At 63.6% G+C, this 17485-nt stretch carries 20 protein-coding genes and 1 pseudogene; 9 read left to right on the plus strand and 12 right to left on the minus strand.

The genetic code is table 11. The features are described 5' to 3' along the window. Nucleotides 1–261: 261 nt before the first annotated feature. Nucleotides 262–822 (minus strand): hypothetical protein, encoded by a 561-nt coding sequence (locus EB233_RS12910; RefSeq protein ID WP_064989543.1) that lies wholly within the window; start codon nucleotides 820–822, stop codon nucleotides 262–264. Nucleotides 823–900: 78 nt separating this feature from the next. Between EB233_RS12910 and EB233_RS12915 the strand changes: the two genes are divergently transcribed. Further along, the gene (locus tag EB233_RS12915; RefSeq protein ID WP_064989542.1) at nucleotides 901–1344 is read left to right on the plus strand and encodes a MerR family transcriptional regulator; all 444 of its coding nucleotides are present in this window, start codon (nucleotides 901–903) and stop codon (nucleotides 1342–1344) included. Nucleotides 1345–1367: 23 nt separating this feature from the next. On the opposite strand, the pseudogene EB233_RS31790 reads toward EB233_RS12915, so the two are convergent. The 3 genes and pseudogenes from EB233_RS31790 to EB233_RS12925 all read right to left on the minus strand — a co-directional run. After that, a pseudogene (locus EB233_RS31790) lies at nucleotides 1368–1502 on the minus strand (sulfite exporter TauE/SafE family protein); the annotation flags it as partial. Between the two features lie 5 nt (nucleotides 1503–1507). Next, nucleotides 1508–2092, minus strand: a complete 585-nt coding sequence (locus tag EB233_RS12920; protein ID WP_064989625.1) for a cation efflux transmembrane domain-containing protein — start codon at nucleotides 2090–2092, stop codon at nucleotides 1508–1510. A 144-nt stretch (nucleotides 2093–2236) separates the two neighbouring features. After that, on the minus strand, nucleotides 2237–2680 hold the full coding sequence (locus EB233_RS12925; protein ID WP_064989541.1) for an SRPBCC family protein: 444 nt from the start codon (nucleotides 2678–2680) through the stop codon (nucleotides 2237–2239). 203 nt (nucleotides 2681–2883) lie between these two features. On the opposite strand from EB233_RS12925, the gene EB233_RS12930 reads away from it, so the two are divergent. Genes EB233_RS12930 through EB233_RS12945 form a run of 4 tightly spaced genes read left to right on the plus strand, consistent with a single transcriptional unit; the run spans nucleotide 2884 to nucleotide 6750 of the window. After that, nucleotides 2884–3744 (plus strand): FAD binding domain-containing protein, encoded by an 861-nt coding sequence (locus EB233_RS12930; protein WP_064989540.1) that lies wholly within the window; start codon nucleotides 2884–2886, stop codon nucleotides 3742–3744. Then, nucleotides 3744–4220: a (2Fe-2S)-binding protein gene (locus EB233_RS12935; protein WP_064989539.1), complete on the plus strand. Its 477-nt coding sequence runs from the start codon at nucleotides 3744–3746 to the stop codon at nucleotides 4218–4220. Before EB233_RS12930 ends, EB233_RS12935 begins: the two co-directional genes overlap by 1 nt. 2 nt (nucleotides 4221–4222) lie before the next feature. Beyond that, nucleotides 4223–6487, plus strand: coding sequence for a xanthine dehydrogenase family protein molybdopterin-binding subunit (locus EB233_RS12940; RefSeq protein ID WP_064989538.1), 2265 nt, complete (start codon nucleotides 4223–4225; stop codon nucleotides 6485–6487). Nucleotides 6488–6504: 17 nt separating this feature from the next. Continuing rightward, on the plus strand, nucleotides 6505–6750 hold the full coding sequence (locus EB233_RS12945) for a MoaD/ThiS family protein (RefSeq protein WP_064989537.1): 246 nt from the start codon (nucleotides 6505–6507) through the stop codon (nucleotides 6748–6750). A 105-nt stretch (nucleotides 6751–6855) separates the two neighbouring features. On the opposite strand, the gene EB233_RS12950 is transcribed toward EB233_RS12945, so the two are convergent. Together EB233_RS12950 and EB233_RS12955 are read right to left on the minus strand one after the other, a co-directional pair. Beyond that, the gene (locus tag EB233_RS12950) at nucleotides 6856–7566 is read right to left on the minus strand and encodes a hypothetical protein (protein WP_064989536.1); all 711 of its coding nucleotides are present in this window, start codon (nucleotides 7564–7566) and stop codon (nucleotides 6856–6858) included. After that, nucleotides 7563–8012, minus strand: a complete 450-nt coding sequence (locus tag EB233_RS12955; protein ID WP_064989535.1) for a hypothetical protein — start codon at nucleotides 8010–8012, stop codon at nucleotides 7563–7565. Before EB233_RS12955 ends, EB233_RS12950 begins: the two co-directional genes overlap by 4 nt. Before the next feature lie 322 nt (nucleotides 8013–8334). On the opposite strand from EB233_RS12955, the gene EB233_RS12960 reads away from it, so the two are divergent. Continuing rightward, complete coding sequence (locus tag EB233_RS12960; RefSeq protein ID WP_064989534.1) at nucleotides 8335–9924, plus strand: GmrSD restriction endonuclease domain-containing protein; 1590 nt, start codon at nucleotides 8335–8337, stop codon at nucleotides 9922–9924. A 262-nt stretch (nucleotides 9925–10186) separates the two neighbouring features. Here EB233_RS12960 and EB233_RS12965 read toward each other — a convergent pair whose 3' ends face one another. After that, entirely contained in the window at nucleotides 10187–10531 is a 345-nt protein-coding gene (locus EB233_RS12965) for a hypothetical protein (RefSeq protein ID WP_155765352.1), read from the minus strand. A gap of 45 nt (nucleotides 10532–10576) precedes the next feature. Between EB233_RS12965 and greA the strand changes: the two genes are divergently transcribed. Further along, the gene (gene greA, locus EB233_RS12970; RefSeq protein WP_064989533.1) at nucleotides 10577–11059 is read left to right on the plus strand and encodes a transcription elongation factor GreA; all 483 of its coding nucleotides are present in this window, start codon (nucleotides 10577–10579) and stop codon (nucleotides 11057–11059) included. On the opposite strand, the gene EB233_RS12975 is transcribed toward greA, so the two are convergent. Beyond that, nucleotides 11056–12012, minus strand: a complete 957-nt coding sequence (locus EB233_RS12975; RefSeq protein ID WP_064989532.1) for an ornithine cyclodeaminase family protein — start codon at nucleotides 12010–12012, stop codon at nucleotides 11056–11058. The genes greA and EB233_RS12975 overlap by 4 nt on opposite strands. Before the next feature lie 257 nt (nucleotides 12013–12269). Between EB233_RS12975 and EB233_RS12980 the strand changes: the two genes are divergently transcribed. Then, entirely contained in the window at nucleotides 12270–13775 is a 1506-nt protein-coding gene (locus EB233_RS12980) for a sensor histidine kinase (RefSeq protein ID WP_171892230.1), read from the plus strand. 52 nt (nucleotides 13776–13827) lie between these two features. Here EB233_RS12980 and EB233_RS12985 read toward each other — a convergent pair whose 3' ends face one another. The 3 genes from EB233_RS12985 to EB233_RS12995 are packed head-to-tail and all read right to left on the minus strand — an operon-like array spanning nucleotide 13828 to nucleotide 15746. Next, the gene (locus EB233_RS12985) at nucleotides 13828–14364 is read right to left on the minus strand and encodes a hypothetical protein (protein WP_064989530.1); all 537 of its coding nucleotides are present in this window, start codon (nucleotides 14362–14364) and stop codon (nucleotides 13828–13830) included. After that, nucleotides 14361–15194, minus strand: a complete 834-nt coding sequence (locus EB233_RS12990; RefSeq protein WP_064989529.1) for an SPFH domain-containing protein — start codon at nucleotides 15192–15194, stop codon at nucleotides 14361–14363. Before EB233_RS12990 ends, EB233_RS12985 begins: the two co-directional genes overlap by 4 nt. 60 nt (nucleotides 15195–15254) lie before the next feature. Further along, a complete protein-coding gene (locus tag EB233_RS12995) occupies nucleotides 15255–15746 on the minus strand; it encodes a hypothetical protein (protein WP_155765351.1) in 492 nt (163 codons plus the stop codon). Nucleotides 15747–16296: 550 nt separating this feature from the next. Between EB233_RS12995 and EB233_RS13000 the strand changes: the two genes are divergently transcribed. Beyond that, complete coding sequence (locus EB233_RS13000) at nucleotides 16297–16704, plus strand: DOPA 4,5-dioxygenase family protein (protein WP_032917858.1); 408 nt, start codon at nucleotides 16297–16299, stop codon at nucleotides 16702–16704. 402 nt (nucleotides 16705–17106) lie between these two features. On the opposite strand, the gene EB233_RS13005 is transcribed toward EB233_RS13000, so the two are convergent. Continuing rightward, entirely contained in the window at nucleotides 17107–17475 is a 369-nt protein-coding gene (locus tag EB233_RS13005) for a response regulator (RefSeq protein ID WP_064989526.1), read from the minus strand. Nucleotides 17476–17485: the final 10 nt, after the last annotated feature.

The following is a 17485-nucleotide window of genomic DNA, read 5'->3' on the forward strand; positions in this document are numbered from 1 at the left end:
TCGCTCGGGCACATCGAAAACCGATATGGAAGTGCTAGCGACAAACGGCTCTACCCGCCACGGTCCAATTTCCCTGGCCTTGGCGGGCCAGAAACGCGATGCCGGGCGATCGTAGCACATGCAAACGTCAGGAAGGTGCCCGGAAGAACAGACATGCCGTCTGAATTTCGAGCACGCGTCGGCTGCGCCGGCCCTCGTCTCCGGAGTGGTGAGCAACAGGCCGCGCAGGCTACCAGGACAAGGCTGGCGTCGTGCCAATGTTCATCGTGCATCGCGTATTGTTGCCGGGCCGGCGGGAGAAGCGGCGCGCCAGGCCAGTGCGGCCAGGATGACAACCGCAATATGGGCGAGCGCCGTCAGTCCGGCGAGGCCCGCGACGGTTGTGTTGGCCCGATCGAGTTGCAGGAATATCTCCCGGCCATCGAGAATTGCGGCGAGGCCCGCAAGCAGGATGGCCAGCAAAAGCACCGCGTTGCCAAACGGTGCAACGACCCCAAAGCGCATCACGGCGACGGCCAGCAAGATTGAAACACCCACGAACCCCCACACCAGGCGAGAATCTTCGAGGTTGATGCCAAGAAGCGTCGGCTCGGCACGACTGCCCGTTTCGCTGGTCGCGGCGCCGTCCTGATGTTTGGAGGTCTCGCCAGCTTCATCGCCCTGCTCCTGGGACTCGGCCGCCTCGTCATGGGCGACGACGCTGGCGGACTCCCGATGCCCGCTGCCTTCCACCGACACGGCAGCGGCAAAGAGAAGCGCCGATATCGCCAGCATTGCCGACGTCCAACGGATCAGGGCGACGCGATTTCCGAAAAGGTCCATCGGCAGGATTTTCCTTCCACATGACTAAGGGGAAGCGTACTCCTTCAAGTAACTTGAGGTTCAAGGAGTGTTTTCGCGATGAACCTTCACATCCGCGTGTTCACCATTGGGGCGCTCGCCAAGGCTGCCGGTGTCTCGACGCCGACAATTCGCTACTATGAGGAGATCGGGCTATTGCCTCCCGCGCCACGAACCGCCGGAGGTCAACGCACCTATGACGACGAGGATCTGGGCCGGCTGACGTTCATCAAGCAATGCCGAGACTTCGGCTTCGGCATCGATCAGGTACGCGTGCTGCTGGAGCTGTCGATCAGCACCAACCGCGATTGCGTCGAGACGCGCGACATCGCCCAGACGCATCTTGACGAGGTCCGCCAGAAGCTTGCCGAACTGCGCGTGCTCGAACGACGGCTGGAGAGCTTTGTCACCCGCTGCGACATCGCCTGCGCCGGCGGCCCCGGGCAAGACTGCGTGATTTTCAAGGATATGGCGGCGCCGGCCAAGGGCAGCTGCTGCGGTTGACGGTCCAGCCATCCACGGCGCTTGGGTACGCTGCGCTTGCGCGCGGGCACGAGCAGCGCGGTTGCCACGGCCAGAAAGCTCATGGCTTTGTCGAGGATTACGGCTTCCAATGCCGCAAACCGAAACGTCCCTATGAGAAGCGGCAAGGCATGGGCCGCGCGAACTACGCTTCGGCCCGGTGTTCTTCCCGCGCCGCTTGCCACACCTCGCGTGCCGCATCGGCATTCATCGCGGCGATACCCAGCCCCACGATGAGGTCCGGCCACGCGGAACGCCAGAGAAAGGCCGTGGCCAACCCCGCCGCTATGATGGCTATGTTGGCGATGGCGTCATTGCGGGCCGACAGGAACGCGGCCTTCGTGAGGCTGCCGCCGTGGTGACGGTAGGCGGCGAGCATGTAGGCGCAGGAGAGGTTGACGGCGAGCGCGCCCAGTCCCGCCAAGGTCAAGGCGACCGGCTGCGGCGGCACGGGCATGTTGAACTTCTCCCACGCCGTCCAGAGCGTTGCCAGGCCCGGCACCAGCAGGATGAGCGCCAGCGCCATGCCGACCTGGGCTCGAGCGCGCAACGACCAGCCGAGCGCGAGCAGGATCAGGAGGTTGACCGACGCATCTTCGAGAAAGTCGACACTGTCGGCGAACAGAGACACCGACCCGATGGTGAGCGCCACGGAGAACTCGATCCCGAAATAAGCGAGATTGAGCAGCGCGACGATGAGGACGATGCGACGGAGCGGGAGATTCATCATCCGAAAGTAACCGAGACCGGTGTGTTGGGCCACCGGCTCGATGTGTCGGATGGTCGCGATCGTGCGGTCATGGCCCTCGACGCACAAACGCCGCCCGATGAGCATGTCATCGAAGGCGGCGCCGCGCATTTTCTGGACCCGCCCTTACTGGTTGATCTCGGGTTCGACCAGCTTTGCCAGGTTGCGGAGCGAGTCCTGCCAGCCGAGATAGCAGGCCTCGACCGGGATGACGTCGGGAATGCCGGCCTGGGTGATGTCGATCTCGGTGCCGCAAGAGACCTTTTTCAGCTTGATGGTGACCTGGATTTCGCCGGGCAGGTTGGGATCGTCGAACCTGTCGGTGTAGCGCAGGCTTTCGCCGGGAACGAGTTCCAGATATTCGCCGCCGAAGGCATGGCTGCCGCCGGTGGTGAAGTTGCGGAACGACATCTTGAACGTGCCGCCGACCTTGGCCTCGAGGTGGTCGACCGTGCAGGTGAAACCGTTCGGCGGCAGCCACTTGGCCAGCGCGTCGGCTTCGACGAAGGCGCGGTAGACCTTCTCGGGGTTGGTGGTGAGAACGCGGTGCAGACGTACGGTACCGGGCATATCGAAGTCCTTTCATGATGCCTGTTCGATGTCCCTAGGACGAACGGGGCTTGACCAGTCCGACATTGGCTCGCAGATTTTTTGCGAACCCGCACTCGATTTTCTGGCGGCTGGACCAATCGTCGCAAATGACGAACCCGATAGCCATTATGAGGAGAGTGTTTATAACGGGTCGCTGAAATCGCCATATCCAAGGGGAGACGATGCGCTACATACGTCCGCTTTCAATCGAAGACGCCGTCGGCCAACTGGCCGGATCGGCTGGCATGGCCGCCATTCTGGCCGGAGGCAGTGACCTTCTGGTGAGGATGAAGGGCGGTTTTGTCGAACCCGACCTGATCATCGACATCAAGGCGATCGCGTCCTTGAGCGAAATCCGCGAAACCGCCGAGGGCTTCAGCATCGGCGCCACCGTTCCCTGCGCCGTGCTGGGCGAGAACGCGGCGCTGAAGAAGGCATGGCCCGGCGTCGTCGAGGCGGCCAAGCTGATCGGCTCCAAGCAGGTGCAGGGCCGCTGCACCATCGTGGGCAATCTGTGCAACGCCTCGCCGGCGGCGGACAGCGTGCCGGCGCTGGTGGCTGCCGGTGCCAAGGCCGTGGTTGCCGGCCCGTCGGGCAAGCGCACCATCCCGGTCGAGGCCGTGCCGACCGCGCCGGGCAGGACCTCGCTCGCCAAGGGCGAGATCATCGAGGCGATCCTGCTCGACAAGCGCGCGCCGCATTCGGGCGATGCGTATCTGCGCTTCATTCCGCGCACCGAGATGGATATCGCCGTGGTCAGCGCCGGCGTCAATCTGGCGATCGACGGGGCGGGCGTGATCACCGCCGCCCGCGTGGCGCTGGGCGCCGCGGCCCCGACGGTGCTGCTGGTGGCGGAAGCCGCCGAGGCGCTTATCGGCCGGAAGCTGGACGAGGCGGCACTCGAGCGGCTGGCGAAAGTCTGCGCCGGCGCCTGCCGCCCCATCGACGACAAGCGCGGTACCATCGAATTCAGACGCAAGGTTGCGGGTGTGCTGGCCAGACGTGCCGCCACGACCGCCTACGCACGTGCAGGAGGCAAATGATGACTGGCATAGCAGTCTCGACGACAATCAACGGCGACACGATCGAATATCTCTGCCAGCCTGACGAGACGCTGCTCGACGTGCTGCGCGACCGTCTGGGGCTTACGGGCGCCAAGGAAGGCTGCGGCACCGGCGACTGCGGCGCCTGCAGCGTCATCGTCGACAACCGGCTTGTCTGCTCCTGCCTGGTGCTGGGCGCGGAGGCGGAAGGGCGGCGCATCGAGACCGTCGAGGGCATGGCGCATGGCGACCAGTTGCATACGCTGCAGCAGAAGTTCCTGGAACATGCGGCGCTGCAATGCGGCATCTGCACGCCGGGCTTCCTGATCGCGGCCAAGGACCTTCTGGCGAAAAACCCCGACCCGAGCGAGGAGGAAATCCGCTTCGGCCTGGCCGGGAACCTGTGCCGCTGCACCGGCTATGACAAGATCGTGCGCGCCGTCCAGGACGCGGCACAAGTGATGAAGGGAGCCTGACAATGAATTTCGATCCGCGTTTTTCCGGGCGTAAATTCACATCCGTCGGCACACGCCCCGTCCGTCCCGACGGCGTCGACAAGGTGACGGGCCGCGCCCGCTACGGCGCCGACTTCAACATGGCTGGCCAGCTGGTCGGCCGCGTGCTGCGCAGCCCGCACGCGCATGCGGTCATCCGCAAGATCGACACTTCGAAGGCGGAAAAGCTTTCGGGCGTGAAGGCGGTGATCACGGCGAAGGATCTGCCGGACCTGACCGACGGCGATGCCGCCATGTACGACATCCTCGACAATTGCATGGCGCGCACCAAGGCGCTCTATGACGGCCATGCGGTGGCCGCGGTCGCCGCCATCGACGCCCGCACCGCCAGGCAGGCGCTGAAGCTGATCGAGGTCGACTACGAGATCCTGCCGCATGTCACCGATGTCGACGAGGCCATGCAGCACCACGCCCCGCTGATCAACGACACGATCTTCACCGAAGGCCTGGAGCAGAAGCCGGTCAAGCCGTCCAACGTCACCAAGCGCTCGCAATTCGGCCATGGCGACGTCCACCAGGGCTTCGGCCACGCCGATTTCATCGTCGAGCGCTCGTTCAAGACCGAGCAGACGCATCAGGGCTATATCGAGCCGCATGCCTGCGTGGCGAGCGTCTCGTCCGACGGCACGGCGGAGCTGTGGGTCTGCACGCAGGGCCATTTCGTCTACCGCCAGCACTGCGCCCAGCTGCTCGGCATGGAAGCCTCGAAGCTGCGCGTCACCTCGTCGGAGATCGGCGGCGGCTTTGGCGGCAAGACCCATGTCTGGGCCGAGCCGGTGGCGCTCGCTTTGTCGCGCAAGGCCGGCCGCCCGGTGAAACTGGTGATGACCCGCGACGAGGTGTTCCGCGCCTCGGGCCCGACCAGCGCCACCTCGATCGACGTCAAGATCGGCGCCCGCAAGGATGGCACCATCACCGCCGCGGAAGCGACGCTGCGTTACACCTGCGGCCCATATGCCGGTTCCTGGGCCGAGATCGGCGCCATGACGGCGTTTGCCTGCTACAAGCTCGATAACGTCAAGACGGTGGGCTACGAAGTGCTGGTCAACCGGCCGAAGACCGCGGCCTATCGCGCGCCCTCGGCGCCGATGGCGGCGTTCGCCGTGGAAAGCGCCGTCGACGAGCTCGCCAAGGAGCTCGGCATGGATCCGGTCGAGTTCCGCATCAAGAACGCCGCGCAGGAAGGCACGCGCTCTTCCTACGGCCCGGTCTACGGCCCGATCGGCATCGGCCCGACGCTGGAAGCGGTGAAGAACCACGCGCACATGAAGGCGCCGCTGAAGGCAAACCAGGGCAGGGGCATGGCCTGCGGCTTCTGGTTCAATTTCGGCGGCCAGACCTGCGTCGACCTGAACATCGGCATGGACGGCTCTGTCTCGCTCGCCGTCGGCACGGTCGATGTCGGCGGTTCGCGCGCCTCGCTGTCGCTGGTGGCGGCCGAAGAGCTCGGCATCGACTACAGCCAGCTGAAGGCCGTCGTCGCCGACACGTCGTCCCTGGGTTACAACGACATGACCGACGGCAGCCGCGGCACTTTCTCGTCGTCCATGGCGACGATCTCGGCCGCCCGCAACGCGATCAAGATCCTGCGCGAGCGCGCCGCGCAGATGTGGGATATTTCGGTCGACGACGTCGTCTGGGAACACGGCCATGCGGTCGCCAAGGGCGACAAGCACGGCAATCTCGGCAAGCTGTCGCTGAAGGAGATCGCGGCCAAATCGGGCACGACCGGCGGGCCGATCGCCGGCCATAGCGAGCTCGTCGCCGACGGCGCCGGCGTCTCCTTCGCCACCCATATATGCGACATCGAGGTGGACCCCGAGACGGGCGCCACAAGGGTGATCCGCTACACGGTGGTGCAGGATGCCGGCAAGGCGGTGCACCCGACCTATGTCGAGGGCCAGTACCAGGGCGGTGCGGCGCAAGGCATCGGCTGGGCGCTCAACGAGGAGTATATTTACGGCAAGGACGGAAGGCTGCAGAACGCCGGCTTCCTCGACTACCGCATCCCCGTCTGCTCCGACCTGCCGATGATCGACACGCAGATCCTGGAAATCCCCAACCCAAACCACCCCTATGGCGTGCGCGGCGTCGGCGAAACCTCGATCGTGCCGCCGCTGGCGGCGATCGCCAACGCGGTGTCGAACGCGGCGGGCGTGCGCATGACCCACATCCCGATGTCGCCGCCACGCATCCTGGCGGCGATCGAGGCGGAACGGGAAGGCTAGGGCGAGGCGAGCGCGCCATGGTGGAGGTCACCCTCTGGGGCGCGCTCAGCCAGCTCGCCGGCGGCAAGAGCAAGGTTGAGGTCGAGGCCAAGGACATCAGGGAGCTGTTCAGGAAACTGGCTGAACAGTATCCCGGCTTCGAGCCGTGGATTGACCGCGGCATTGCCGTGGCGATCGACGGGGTGATTTATCGGGATACTTGGGGGAAGAAGCTGCCGGAGGGGGCGGAGATTTTTTTGCTGCCGAGGTTGGCGGGGGGGTGAGGGGGTGTGTGCCCCAAAAATGGAGGCAACTGGCAGCGCGATGTGCCCCCGTGAAACTTCCACCTCACGTCGACCTGCCATGCCCCGCCTTCGGGCGGGTTTCTATTACAGGATGGTCTGCACCGTCACGAAAGGCGACTTCGATGCTTCGCCCCGCCTCATCTGCGAGAGATACATATCGAAGTTGTGGACGACACAAACCCTGAATTTCCGTTTCGCAAACCCCTTCAGGGCCTTGCCTGAGGTCGCGGTCAGATACCCTAATGTGATCAGAGAAGGCGGGAAGTGATCATCGGCTGGCAGGCCGGTCTTCAGCTTTTTGAGCCTTGAAGGCGCGATTTCGTGCACAATTCCGATGAACTGAGCGAGTAGCATCGGGTATACGACCAGCTTTTTCACTTCAGCGAACGTTGCCAGCGCCTTGTTGTCCAGCGCCACCCATTTCTGCTTTGGTTTAGCCTTTGGCACCTTGTCGTCGCCTACAACGACGGCCACGTCGACGACATAGACTGCCTCGTCTTTATGACCACCCATCACCGAGAGGTTGGAATGTATCTCGAAAAGCTCGCCACCTTTAACACACTTGAACCATGAGAAATTATAAGGGTACCCGCGAGACGACAACTTGGCCACGAAGAGGCCATTGATCGCGTTCTCCACCGTGACCGTGTACCCGGTCAGCCGGTAATGTTCGGTCGCCATGGTGAGGGCGCCCAGCTCTAGAAGTGCAGTCTCCCTAACCGCCAGGTGCTCGAATTGAACGGAGTGCTTGTTGATGAAGGCTTTAAGCTCTTTCTCAATTTCGACGACGTTCAACCTTCCCCCACAAACATCTTCACGGCCACATCACTCAGGCTGCTGCTTTCCGCAACGAGGTGTTCGATGTCGAGCTTAACTATCAACTTATAGAGTTCCTGACGAAGATCTCTCCCTTCCACAAATGCCGAGGAATCTTGGCTGATTTCGTCCCGTCCGATGCGGAAGCCGCGTGTTTGAGGCGAGTCTTCCGGCCCCAGAGGTGTTCGCGTAGCCACGCTGATGCAGTCATTCATGATCCAGAACTGGCTGTTTACCGTGGACCAGATCCTGCGGATGGCGACGATGAGCAGGAATTGGTCCAGCCTGTCGCCGCTGATCTCGACGCGGGCGTCCCTCGCGATATCGGGAACTACCGCTGCAACGGCGTCAACGTAGCCCTTCACACCCTCTTTCAGAGAGTAGGGCAGTCGCTCCGTAATGCTCTGGATTTGTCGGCTTGCCATCGGTTACCCGCAGTGAAACAGGGTCGGATCACTTACAAGCCCCTTCCATCGCCACGTCAAGCTTGAGCACGCCGCGCTTGGTCGCCGACTCTTCGCCGCGAGGTGTTGGGCAGGTTACGCGCTTCTAAAGGTCTGGCAGGGAAAGACATGGCCCGTACCGGAATGGGCGCCTGAGCGTGTAATCCTTGGCCGGGAACAATTGGGCGTCTTGTCGAGCGAGACGAATTCCAATTATTTGACGATGCCGGAAAACGGCAATACGCGGCAAGTATTTATGCTATGAGGACAGCATAGGCGCCAGAATATGCCTGCTGGGGGAACGATGGCTACAAATGTTGTGAATCTCGACGCTCTCATTCCGCGCGAGGACTTCTTCATCGAGGGAGGCGGAGATCGGCCCGGTTCAAGCGGCCAGGAACGTATCGACATCCACCACCTCGACAACCACTTTTTTGCCACGCGGCTGCGGAAACCAGATTTTCAGCGGGAGACCGCCGACTGGACGCCGGACAAGGTTGTGGACCTCATCAGGTCATTCATAGACGCCGAGCTGATCCCCGCGGTTATCCTGTGGTCGGCAGGCAATTTCTCCTTCGTCATCGACGGCGCCCACCGCCTCAGCGCGCTCTTGGCGTGGGTGCTGGACGACTACGGCGATAATCGGAAATCACTCGACTATTTTGGGGGGCGTGTATCCGACGACCAAAGGCGCATTGCCGATCGCACTCGAAAACTCGTGAAGGCGTCGGTAGGCAGCTATGGGGAGTATGTTGGTGCCAGAAACAACCCGAGCGCCCTGCCGCCACCCATGCAAATTCGCTACAACAACCTCGCCAATCAATATGTCACGGCCCAATGGGTGCCCACCGTCGACAGAGAAGTTGCTGAGAAATCGTTCTTCAAAATCAATGAAGCCGCGACACCCATCAATCCGACCGAGAAAAAAATACTGCGGTCAAGAAAATCTGCCAGCGCCATCGCGGCAAGAGCGGTGACGCGCGCAGGCACCGGGCACCAGTATTGGTCGCCGTTCGACCCCGTCAAACAAACACGAATTAAGGAGCTAGGGAAGAGCATCTACCAAGCGCTCTACGAGCCGCCGATCGATGAAGGGCCGGTAAGGACGCTGGATTTGCCGGTGGCAGGAAAGGGCTACAATGCCCTGCCGTTCGTTTTTGACCTTATCAACCAGGTCAACAAGGTCACCGTGCCAGACGGTAAACGAAAGTCTGAGCCCGGCTTGCCGGAGGAGACCGATGGCGTCGAGACCATTCATTACCTGGAGAAGACGAACAAACTCATCGAGCGAATCACGGGCGATCAATCCAGCTCATACGGGCTTCACCCTGTCGTTTACTTCTATAGCCGCACTGGCGCATTTCAGCCGTCCGCGTTCTTCGCAACCTCCCGATTTATCGACGGCATTATCAGTTCAGGGAGGGTCAGGGAATTCCTAGCTACGCGGGCCAAGTTCGAGGCCTTCCTACTTCACCACAAAGAGCATGTCAGTCTTACTGTTCACAAATTCGGTGCCGGCGAACGAAGCGTACCGCAGTTGGTGCTCTACCTGTCGAGCGTGTTGCTCGCCTTCCAGACCGCAAAAACCGGAGAGGAGATACTTGCCCAGTTTTCGGAAAACCCGAACTTCCAGTATCTGCTACCCGCCAAGCCGCCATTACTCCGAAGCCCAAGCGAAGAGTCAGAGAAAAAGACTGGCTTCAACAAGGGCACCAAATCGGCAGCGTTCATCAACACCGCTGTTGCAGGTGCCCCAAAGTGTGGGTTGTGTGGTGCGATGGTCCACAGAAACTCCATGCACATTGACCATAAGCACCAGATTCGTGAGGGTGGGGGCAATCATTTTGAAAATGCGCAAATCACCCACCCGATATGTGACTCTCTGAAAAGCTAGCTGCGATCGCTCGGTCTTCTTCTTCCGCCACTTCTCCCACTCACTGCCTTTGGCGCATAATAAGTCTCCCCACAAAATTCATGGGCCATGCTTTCCGCCTGGAACGGCCTCTTGTCGCGTGCGCCTGCGAGGTCAGCTATGGGAAACGGCAAAGCTGATCCATAGGCCGAGGTGTGGGCGCAAATCAGCTATTCAGGATTGGTCAGCGACCGGGGCCGCAGCCGGCCGCTCCAATCTCACAACAAAACGTCTGCCTCTCCCCTCAACGTCGCCGTAATCGCCGCAATCCCCATCTCGATCTCTCGTCCGCCCGCCAGCATCGCCTCCCCGCCACACCTTCCGGCATCGATCGCAGCAGCTCCGCCTGGCCGACCAGCACCGCGTCCTTCTCCGCCAGCGCGGCGAGCGTGACGGCTTCTGACCGGTAGCGCTGGGTCATACGGTCGTTTTTCGCCCGGTGGCGGATCTGGAATGTAATGGTATGGCCGGAAGAGGACGGTCTGGCTCTGGCGCCGAAGCCGAAGGACCAGGGCAGACCCGCCGCCGACCCCTGTGAACATTCCGCCGAAGCCAGCCGTCGAATTGTTGAAGCTTTGTCGTAGCCCATGGGTTATCCCATAACCAACACTATTCGATACGGAGTTGCGACCAAGTGAGCGTGGCGTTTGCCAAGGAAGAAAGTGCTGAGGCGGCGTCGGAAACCATCCTGCCGGCTCGCCCTATCTCCGATCGGATCAACCTCGTCACCGAGGCGGGTCTCGAGATGCTGAGGGATGAACTGGCTCGCGCCCGGCAGGCTCTCGAGGCCGCCAGCGCGCTGGAAGATATCAACGAGAGGCGACGGCAGTCGGCGGTTCCGGTTCGGGATGTCACCTATTATGCCGAACGCGTCCGTACGGCTCAGCTCATGCCGGTGCCGACGTCCAATGAGATGATCGCCTTCGGGCACACCGTTACCTTCGCGCGTGATGATGGCCGCACCCAGACCTTCCGCATCGTCGGTGAGGATGAGGCCAACCCGGCGCAAGCTTCCATCTCGCACGGTTCTCCGGTCGCGATCGCGCTGATTGGCAAGGCCGTTGGCGATGTTGTCCAGCTGGGACCGCGCGAACTCGAAATCCTGTCCATTTCCTAGCAGACCACCCCCGCCGCCTGCGCCCGCAAATACACCAACCCCGCCACCGCCAAATCCCCCACAGCCAGCCCCCGGAATACAAACGCCGTCGCCTCGCTCGGCCCCTCCCGCCCGGCGAAATCCCCGCACACCAGCCCCGTCAAATCGCCCGCAACCATGGCAGGATCGACCATCGGCTTGGCCATGTTTTTCTCCTGCTCCAGGTCGTCGACGATGACGCGGTCGAAGCGGGGCATGGTTTCGGGTAGCCAGGGCAGGGCCTGGTCGGTCATCACGGCGAAGCTGCCTGGTTTCAGCCAGTTCGCGTCGAGGAAGGGGGCTGGTTTGGGCACCAGGGTCACCGTCGTCACCACGATGTCGGCGCCTTCTATCGCTGCCCTTGCCGTGTCGCATGGGATAGCTTCCAGGCCCCGCGATTGCGCCATCTGGCACAGCGCGTCGCGGTTGGCGGTGCCGCGGCCGTAGGCGCGGATTTCGCGCAAGGGGAAGAGGTCGGCGAAGGCTTCGAGGTGGCCGCGCGCCTGGACGCCGCAGCCGATGAAGGCGATGGAGGACGCATCGCTTCTGGCCATGCGCCTGGCGGCGACGGCGCTCAAGGCGGCGGTGCGTTTTTCCGTCACCCAATTGCCGTCGACCAGGGCGAGCGGCAGGCCGGTTTCGGCGTCGAGCAGGGTGATCAGCGAATTGAGCGTGGGCAGTCCGCGCCCGGCGTTGCGCGGGTTGACGACCAGCGACTTGGTGGCGAGCACGGGCGGATTGGAGGCAACGCCCACCGTCGCCATGATGTAGCGGTCATCGCCCGGCAACACCACCGCCTTCGGCGCGCACCAGACTTCGCCGCGCCGCTGGCCTGATATCTGGCGTTCGATTTCGCCGACCATGTCGGCCGTGGAGATCGCCAGGCGGTCGAGAGCCGCCGACGACAGGTAGGGCAGGGTTTCGGCGGTGTTCATGCGGTCATTCTTCCCAAGTGGACCACCAGACTACACGATGTGCGCGAGGCCGAAAGCCTCGCGGCCGCGAGTGGCGCGGCCGCCGGAGCAGGCGGCTGGTTGGCCTCGCCGGCATCGCCGCGACCCGTGCGCGCTTGTCCGCCGCCCCTGGGTGAACGAGGCCAGGCACTGCCGCGACAGCTCGCATGAAATTTACCGGCCAACCCACGGATATATAATCCGCTTCGTGCGTTATTGCGGCTATGGCGGAAGGGCGGATGACCATGGCATGGCCGCGAGGCGGGGGCGAAGTCGCGGCACTGATGCGCGATTATCGCTGGGATACGAGCCCGATCGGCCCCCCCGATGGATGGACGCCCAGCCTTCGCACGACCGTCGACCTTCTGCTGGCCGCGCAGGCCGAGATCGTGCTGTTTTGCGGCCCGGAATTCATCGCGCTCTACAATGATGCCTACGCGCCGACCATCGGCGACAAGCATCCGCGCGCGCTGGGGCGGCCGGCGCGGGAGAACTGGGCGGAGCTGTGGGACGACCTGGAGCCGCTGCTCAGCGGCGTGCTCGAAACAGGGGAAACGTTTTCGGCCAAGGACCGGCCGTTCTACATCGAGCGCTCGGGCGGGGTGGGCGAGACGGTGTATTTCGACATCTCCTATTCGCCGGTGCGGGCGCAGGACGGCAGCGTCGAGGCGGTGCTTTGCATCGTGTCGGAAACCACGGCGCGGGTGCTCGCCGCGTCGCGCGTGCGCGAGAGCGAGCAGCGCTTCCGGGCGCTGGTCAAGGCCAGCTCCGACGTCATCTACCGGATGAGCCCGGACTGGCAGGAAATGCAGGAGCTCGACGGGCGCGGTTTCCTGCCCAGCGTCGAGCGGGCGGCGATCCGCTGGCAGGACGAGTACCTGTTTGCCGAGGACCAGCCCGGCATCCAGTCGGCGATCGACCGGGCGATCGCGGAGCGCGGTGTGTTCGAGCTGGAGCACCGCGTGCGGCGTGCCGACGGCAGCGCCGGCTGGACCCTGTCGCGGGCAATCCCGATCCTCGACGAGGACGGGACGATCCAGGAATGGTTCGGCATGGCCGCCGATGTCACCTCAAGGCGGGCGAGCGACCAGCACATCCGGCTGCTCATGCGCGAGGTGAACCACCGCGTGAAGAACCAGTATGCGGTGATCCTGTCGATGATCCGCGAGACAGCCAAGCGGGCGACCGATCCGCGCGCGTTCGAGTTCCAGATCCGCGAGCGCATCATGGCGCTGTCGCGTTCCCACGACCTGCTCGTGGTCAACGAGTGGCGCGGCGCGGGCCTGGCGGACCTCGTGCGCGAGCATCTCAAACCCTTCGCCCATGAGGAACGGCTGGAGCTTTCCGGGCCCGACGTCACGCTGCAGCTCGGCGCGGTGCAGAACATCGGCATGGCGCTGCACGAGCTCGGCACCAACGCGACGAAATATGGCGCCCTTGCCGGCGACGCGGGAACGGTGCGGATCAGCTGGCGGGTGCCGGCGAATGGCGAGGGGCGCAACGATTTCGAACTGGTCTGGGAGGAGCACAAGCCTGGCGGCGCCGAACCGACCGAGGCGGAGCCGCACCGCGGCTTCGGCAATGTGGTGCTGCTGCGTGTCGTGCCCAGCAGCCTCTCCGGCAGCGCGTCGCTCGAACGGCAGCCCGGCTTTGTCCGCTGGACGCTTTCGGCGCCGCTGGGCAATGTCGTCGTGGACGGCAAGGCTGATCTCGACGATCAGGCCGAAGGGCGGGTTCAAGGCTGAAGGCTGGGGCCGGATGGTTGGCCGGCCTGTCGCCTTCATCGGTCGCCCACCCTCACAGCAAGAATGTCTGCCGCTCCCGCAGCGTCACCGTGATCGCGGCAATCCCCACCTCGATCTCGCGCCTGCCGGCAAGGATCGCCTCGGCCTCCGCACCCTCCAGCATCGAGCGCAGCAGCTCCGCCTGGCCGACCAGCACCGCGTCCTTCTCCGCCAGCGCCGCGAGCGTGCCGGCTTCCGAGCGATAGCGCTGGGTCATGCGGTCGTTTTCCGGCACCGGCTGGTGGCGGATCTGGCCTTCGAGCGCGCCGACCTCACGGCCCAGGCGCTCGAGCGCCTGGGCGTTGGCGACGATTGCCGCGTCGGGGAAGGGGTTGGCGCGGGTCGGCGGAGCGATGTTGTCGCGGCGGTAGCGGGCCTCGGCCTCGTCGAGGCCGGCCCGCGCCCGGCCGAGCAGCGAGCACGCCATCTGGCGCACGCGCTGGTCGTCGGCCCTGAGCTGGTTTTCCTGCCGGTAGAAATTGTAGCCATAGCCGTAGAACAGGTTGATCCCGACCTTGGCGAGCGGCCCGGCCTCGTAGAAGCGGCTCATCTGGTGGCGCCCACCTCGTCGCCCAGCGGATAGAAGCCGGTCGGCTGGCCGCCAATGAAGAAGGGCACGCCGGCGGCGGCGTTGGGGGCCGAGACCAGGCCCTTGTCGGCCATGCGCAGCGCCAGGTAGTAGCGCACCGACTCGATCGGGGTCAGGCCGATCGCCTGCAGCGAGATCAGCTCGCGCATGCGCTCGTCGCGCGGCATGATCAGCACTTTCAGGTCGTTCAGCATGATGCCGTAGACCTTGAGGAAATCGGTGAGGTGCGCCTTCACCGCCTCGCGCACGTCGCTGATGCGCTCGTTGACGTTCTCCATCTTGGTGACCTGGATGATCTGGTTGATCGCCTGCTCGATCGCCGGCCCGGCATAGTCGGCGATCTCCTTGGTATCGATCACGGCCCCTGCGAACGGCATGTGGGTGATGAGGTCGAGCGCCTCTTCCTTGCTGTCGATGTGGATGTAGTAGTCGACGACATAGGACATTTCCGCCATCTCGGCCGAGGTGGCGACGCCCTCGTTGCGCACCAGAAGCTTCGAGCGGTTGATGTAGATGACCTCGTAGACCCAGGGCGAGGAGCCGCCGAAGAAGCCTTGCACGACCGAGCCGACCAGCGGCTTGTCCGGCGTCTGCAGCGCATACTGGCCGGTCTCGTAGACGTTGAGCACCGCGCCGCGCGACTTCAGGATGCAGAAATGGTTGCTTTCCACCGTCAGCAGCGAGCCCGAGACGATGCTCTCGTCGACGATCTTCATCGCCACGGTCCTGGTGCCGAGCGCGTCCGTGCCGTCGCGCTGCAAAGACGTGATGACCTGTCTGGTGATTGCCATGTTTCCCTCCTGGTTGCCGATGGGCGTTGTGCCCGATGCCTGCGTTGACGTCTGGACTGGCTAGCGCGGCGAGCAGAGGCCCTTGCCGCGGAATGATTGCTGAAGCCGGGCGGTGCGGTCGGTGCGCTGCCGGAAGCCTCCGTCGCCATCGAGCAGATATTTTACCCGCCGCTTGTCGCGCGGCGGCGCGGCTGTTTTCTGTGCCGCTTGCCGGGCTGGCCTTATCGCCGCCGCCGCCCTGCGCTCGATCTCGCCGGCGACGCCGGTTTCCTGCAAGGCGCGGCTGACAGCCTGGCCGAGCAGTTCGCGCCCGGTCTCGCCGAGCAGGGTTTCGCCAAGGAAGCCTTTTTCGCCGAGGAAACCGGAGACCACTTTCGCGACATTGGCGATACCGTCGCCATCGGCGACATCGTCGCCGTCATCATCGTCGCTGGATCGCGGCAACGCGGAGAGGCCGGCATCCGGCCTGATGTCCTTTGTCCGGCGCCTGGCCTTGCTCAGCCAGCGCCAGGCCATGAAGGCAAGGACGAGTAGGAACAGAAGATTCGACATGCCAAAACCCCCACCAAAATCGAAGGTCGGGACAAACAACAGCACGCCACGGAATCCTGGAACGGCTTCCATGGTGTCGCGGATTGCCGTTTCGACCGGCCTCCGCTCAACGGTTCGCGTTGATTGCCAGATCTGAAGACACAAACCGCCGCCCGTTCGGGCGCGCGTGCCGGTCTGGAACGCCGTCCAGCACCAGCTGCCGCGCCGCCTGTTGGATCAACAGCGGACTGTCCCTCGAACCCCCTCCATCCCTTGCCTCGTTTACAAAGACGTTTTCCTCGCCAGGCGGGGCTGCCCGGAAATCATGGATGGCATGCTGCGTCGTTGATAAGCGAAGACTGAAACATCGGCCATACACATTGTCGCGAGCGGCCTGCGGCGACGGAAGTTGCGCCGGTGAGTGAAGCAGGAGCGTGGCCGGCCGGAGGAGGGCAATCACGTAGGCTGGCGCTGTCCCGCTCAAGGTGCCGCGCCTGGAGACAAAGCGCACGCATCTCGGCTAGAGTTGCGCCGGAACCACTGAATGGACCATCGGGGAGGGAGCATCGCGATGAACGAGGTCAGGCCGCTTGGCGAGATCGCCAGCTATCACGCCCATATCTATTTCGACGGGCAGGCCGAGCGGCAGCGTGCCGAATGGCTGCGGCTTCGTATCGGCGAACGTTTTCGCGTGCGGCTGGGCAATTGGCACGAGGGGAAAGTCGGCCCGCACGACCAGGCGATGTACCAGGTCTCCTTCGCCAGCGAGATTTTCGGCTCGCTCGTTCCGTGGCTGATGCTGAACCACAGCGGCCTCAGCATCCTCATCCACCCCAACACCAGCAACCCCAAGCGCGATCATCTCGTCGATCCGGTGTGGATCGGCCGGCCGCTCGACGTGCACGGCGATGTCCTGCCCGACGAGCATGAGGCGGAAGAGGCGCTGGAGGTCAACACCGAGCCGACGCTGCCGGCGTAGGGCTTCCTGGGCCACCCCCTGCGCAGCGCCCACGGCGCACCTGACATCGCTCTCCATTCCGGTAATGCGATATCGCGCAACCATTCGTTAATCATTCCAAGACGGTAAATATTTTATGGCGAACCGATCGGGTTGCAGCAGGTTGTGCACGGGTCTGCAACAAAGAGGCCCGACTTCCCCATGCACCGTTTGTCCGTCCTGACCGCCCTGCTGATCTCTTTCGTGGTGGCCTATGGTATGTGTGCTTGGGCATTCGCCGCCCACCCGGTCGACTTGTTCCAAGCCCAGGCGTCCCCTTTGGAAATCCGTGGCTCCGAATAGCTGCAGTCGACAGAACGACGGTTCCCGGGCGCTAGGAGCGCCAGCGTCGATGGAATCGCCTAACCCCGCCAAACCGGGGAACTATCCCAGCAAGCCGTGAATGGTCGCCGCCACCGCGGCCGGAGCGTAGGGCTTGGGCAGGAAGACACCGCCACTCGGCATTGCGTCCGCCGCCGGCTGGCGCTTTCCCGAGGTGATGATGATCTTCACCGGAGGCCAGCGGTCGCGGACGGCGGCCGACAGTCGCAGCCCGTCCATCGAGCCTGGCATGTCGATGTCCGTGAATAGGATGGTGATGTCTGGCCGGTTCTCCAGCAGGCGGATCGCCTGGTCGGCGTTGCTGGCCTCCAGCACTTCGAAACCCAGCTCGCGCAATTCATCCGCTATGGCGAACAGCAGAAATGCTTCGTCTTCGACGACGAGGACTGTGACAAGGGACGGAGCGGTCATGGCATGCCCT

Source organism: Mesorhizobium erdmanii (assembly GCF_013170725.1).
Lineage (GTDB): Bacteria > Pseudomonadota > Alphaproteobacteria > Rhizobiales > Rhizobiaceae > Mesorhizobium > Mesorhizobium erdmanii.